General features: G+C 68.3%; 4 protein-coding genes. All 4 read left to right on the forward strand.

The window, feature by feature from the left end; translation table 11 throughout:
• Positions 1–134: 134 nt before the first annotated feature.
• On the forward strand, positions 135–971 hold the full coding sequence (tsf, locus tag ACWGIG_RS37590) for a translation elongation factor Ts (RefSeq protein ID WP_453326216.1): 837 nt from the start codon (positions 135–137) through the stop codon (positions 969–971).
• A gap of 181 nt (positions 972–1,152) precedes the next feature.
• Positions 1,153–1,905, forward strand: a complete 753-nt coding sequence (gene pyrH / locus ACWGIG_RS37595) for a UMP kinase (protein WP_453326217.1) — start codon at positions 1,153–1,155, stop codon at positions 1,903–1,905.
• A 188-nt stretch (positions 1,906–2,093) separates the two neighbouring features.
• Positions 2,094–2,651, forward strand: a complete 558-nt coding sequence (frr, locus tag ACWGIG_RS37600) for a ribosome recycling factor (protein WP_362416348.1) — start codon at positions 2,094–2,096, stop codon at positions 2,649–2,651.
• On the forward strand, positions 2,651–3,808 hold the full coding sequence (locus tag ACWGIG_RS37605) for a phosphatidate cytidylyltransferase (RefSeq protein ID WP_453326218.1): 1,158 nt from the start codon (positions 2,651–2,653) through the stop codon (positions 3,806–3,808). Before frr ends, ACWGIG_RS37605 begins: the two co-directional genes overlap by 1 nt.
• Positions 3,809–3,863: the final 55 nt, after the last annotated feature.

The raw sequence follows: 3,863 nt of genomic DNA on the forward strand, positions 1-3,863 counted from the left end.
GGGTGCGCCACCAGGCGCCCCGCCCCCGCCGTCCACCCGTAGATCACGTGTTTCACGGCGATCGCGCAGGTCACGAGCTCGCGCAGATCACGTTGATCACGACCTTCGACTTTCGAGAAGAGATTCACAGACTCATGGCGAACTACACCGCCGCTGACGTCAAGAAGCTCCGCGAGCTCACCGGCGCCGGCATGATGGACTGCAAGAAGGCCCTCGACGAGGCCGACGGCAGCGTCGACAAGGCCGTCGAAGCCCTCCGCATCAAGGGCCAGAAGGGCGTCGCCAAGCGCGAAGGCCGTTCGGCCGAGAACGGCGCCGTCGTCTCCCTGATCGCCGACGACAACACCTCCGGTGTCATCGTCGAGCTCAAGTGCGAGACCGACTTCGTTGCCAAGGGCGAGAAGTTCCAGGCCGTCGCCAACCAGCTGGCCGCGCACGTCGCCGCCACCAGCCCGGCCGACATCGCCACGCTCCTCGGCTCCGAGATCGAGGCCGGCAAGACGGTTCAGGCGTTCGTCGACGAGGCCAACGCCAACCTGGGCGAGAAGATCGTCCTGGACCGCTTCGCCCAGTTCTCCGGCGCCTACGTGACCGCGTACATGCACCGCACCATGCCCGACCTGCCGCCGCAGATCGGTGTTCTGGTCGAGCTGGACAAGGCCGACGCCGACCTGGCCCGCGGCATCGCCCAGCACATCGCCGCCTTCGCGCCGAAGTACATGGACAAGGACGACGTCCCGGCCGAGGTCGTCGAGGCCGAGCGCCGCGTCGCCGAGGAGACCACGCGCGCCGAGGGCAAGCCCGAGGCCGCCCTCCCGAAGATCGTCGAGGGTCGCGTCAACGGCTTCTTCAAGGAAGCCACCCTTCTTGGCCAGCCGTACGCGCTGGACAACAAGAAGTCCGTCCAGAAGGTTCTGGACGAGGCCGGTGTCACCCTGAAGCGCTTCTCGCGCATCAAGGTCGGCATCTGAGTCCGTACGTCCGACTCTGTCGACGTAACGCGAACATCGCCAGACCCGACTAGGGTCTGATGCAGCTGTCGGCGCATGCGCCGACAGCCGCAGATCTGACGAGGAGGCCATTGCCGCAGCGGGAACCGCAAGGATCCACCGGCAATGGCCTTCTTCGCATGTGCACGAGGAGAAAACCCCCATGAACCAGGCGAATCAGGACAGCGGCAAGAAGACCGGGCGCTTCATGCTGAAGCTCTCCGGCGAGGCGTTCGCCGGTGGCGGTGCGCTCGGCGTCGACCCCGACGTCGTACACGCCATTGCCCGTGAGATCGCCGCGGTCGTACGGGACGGCGCGGAGATCGCGGTCGTCATCGGCGGCGGCAACTTCTTCCGCGGCGCCGAGCTCCAGCAGCGTGGCATGGACCGGGCCCGCTCGGACTACATGGGCATGCTCGGCACGGTCATGAACTGCCTCGCCCTCCAGGACTTCCTGGAGAAGGAGGGCATCGACTCCCGCGTCCAGACCGCCATCACCATGGGTCAGGTCGCGGAGCCGTACATTCCGCTGCGTGCGGTGCGCCACCTGGAGAAGGGCCGCGTCGTGATCTTCGGCGCCGGCATGGGCATGCCCTACTTCTCCACCGACACCACGGCCGCCCAGCGCGCGCTGGAGATCGACGCGGAAGCCCTGCTCATGGGCAAGAACGGGGTCGACGGGGTCTACGACTCCGACCCCAAGAAGAACCCCGCAGCGGTCAAGTTCGACGCGCTGGAGTACAGCGAGGTGATCTCCCGCGACCTCACGGGCGCGCACGCCACCGCCGTCACCCTGTGCCGTGACAACGACCTGCCGATCCTGGTCTTCGAGCTGCTGACCGAGGGCAACATCGCCCGCGCGGTCAAGGGTGAGAAGATCGGCACGCTCGTCAACGCGCAGGGCACCCGCGCCTGACCGGATGCGCGGCCCGTGATCCCGGTCCGCGCCCCCGATTGTGACCCCGGCCAGGCCGCAGCGACGGTCTCGGGGGATGGACAATGTCCTGCCGGTCGGACACCGTGCAGGAGAAGACGCCCGCAGCAGTCCAAGCCGTGCAGCAGTCCAAGCCATGCAGCAGCAGTTCACGACAGCAGGAGTACGTGGTGATTGAAGAGATCCTCCTCGAGGCCGAGGAGAAAATGGAAAAGGCCGTCGTGGTCGCCAAGGAGGACTTCGCCGCGATCCGCACCGGCCGTGCGCACCCGGCGATGTTCAACAAGATCGTGGCCGAGTACTACGGTGCCGTGACGCCGATCAACCAGCTCGCGTCGTTCTCGGTGCCCGAGCCGCGGATGGCCGTGGTGACCCCCTTCGACGCGAGCGCCCTGCGCAACATCGAGCAGGCGATCCGCGACTCCGACCTCGGCGTCAACCCGAGCAACGACGGCCGCATCATCCGAGTGACGTTCCCCCAGCTGACGGAGGAGCGCCGCAAGGACTACATCAAGGTCGCGCGCAACAAGGCCGAGGACTCCCGGATCTCGATCCGCGCCGTCCGCCGCAAGGCCAAGGAGACCCTCGACAAGCTCGTCAAGGACAAGGAGTCCGGCGAGGACGAGGTCCGCCGTGCGGAGAAGGAGCTCGACGACACCACCGCGAAGTACGTCACGCAGGTGGACGAGCTGCTGAAGCACAAGGAAGCCGAGCTGCTCGAGGTCTGATGAACGACTCTTCCTGGGGGGCCCCGCCGAGGGCGGGCTATGCCGGTGCATGGGGAACCCCCGACCAGGGGCCCCTCCCGGCGGGTCCCGCGTACGATGCGCATGGCGCCCAGCACACTCGGCCCATGCCCATCGTGCCTGAGACAGGCAGAGACACCGACGACCGCGACGACCGGAACCGGGGACCTGCTCCCGCCGCGCAGAATTCCGCTGCCCCAGCCGCTCCGGCGGCCGGGCCGCCAGCCGGGATCTCCGCCGCCGGGGGCGGTCCCCTGTTCCGCGACGAGATGCCGCAGGAGCCCATGCCGACCCCCGCCCCTGCCCCGCAGCCTCCCCAGAAGAAGCGTGCGGGCCGCGACCTGCGTGCGGCGATAGGGGTCGGCCTCGGTCTCGGCGCAGTGATCTTCGCGTCGCTGTTCATCTGGCCGCCCGCCTTCATCGGCGTGATAGCGGTCGCCGTGGTCGTCGGGCTGTGGGAGCTCACCTCCCGACTTGAGGAGCGCAAGGGCATCAGGGCGCCGCTGGTCCCGCTCGCGGTCGGCGGTGCGGCGATGGTCGTCGCCGGTTTCGTGCGCGGACCCGAGGGCGCCTGGGTCGCCATGGCGCTCACCGCGCTGGCGGTGCTGGTCTGGCGGATGACGGAGCCGCCGGAGGGGTACCTCAAGGACGTCACCGCGGGGGTCTTCGCCGCGTTCTACGTGCCGTTCCTGGCCACCTTCGTCGCGATGATGCTCAGGGCGGACGACGGACCGCAGCGGGTGCTGACGTTCCTGCTGCTGACGGTGGTCAGCGACACGGGGGCGTACGCGGTGGGCTGGCGCTTCGGCAAGCACAAGCTGGCGCCGCGCATCAGTCCGGGCAAGACCCGCGAGGGCCTGCTCGGCGCGATCGCCTTCGCGATGGTGGCCGGCGTGCTGTGCATGACGCTGATGATCGACGGCGGTACGTGGTGGCAGGGCGTGCTGCTCGGCCTCGCGGTCGCCGCCAGTGCCACCCTCGGCGACCTGGGCGAGTCCATGATCAAGAGGGATCTCGGCATCAAGGACATGGGCACGCTGCTGCCGGGCCACGGCGGCATCATGGACCGGCTGGACTCGTTGCTGCCGACCGCTCCGGTGGTTTGGCTGATGCTGGTGATCTTCGTGGGTTCGGCGTGACCGTACTCCGTACGTGAGCTGCTGTTTTACGGGTGAGGGGCCCGCCGTCCACAGG

Source organism: Streptomyces sp. NPDC054863 (genome assembly GCF_053610825.1).

Excerpts from the sequence above, each read along its gene's own strand:
- ACWGIG_RS37605 (WP_453326218.1), top strand. The coding sequence starts at position 2,651 with ATGAACGACTCTTCCTGGGGGGCCCCGCCGAGGGCGGGCTATGCCGGT.
- tsf (WP_453326216.1), top strand. The coding sequence starts at position 135 with ATGGCGAACTACACCGCCGCTGACGTCAAGAAGCTCCGCGAGCTCACC.
- pyrH (WP_453326217.1), top strand. The coding sequence starts at position 1,153 with ATGAACCAGGCGAATCAGGACAGCGGCAAGAAGACCGGGCGCTTCATG.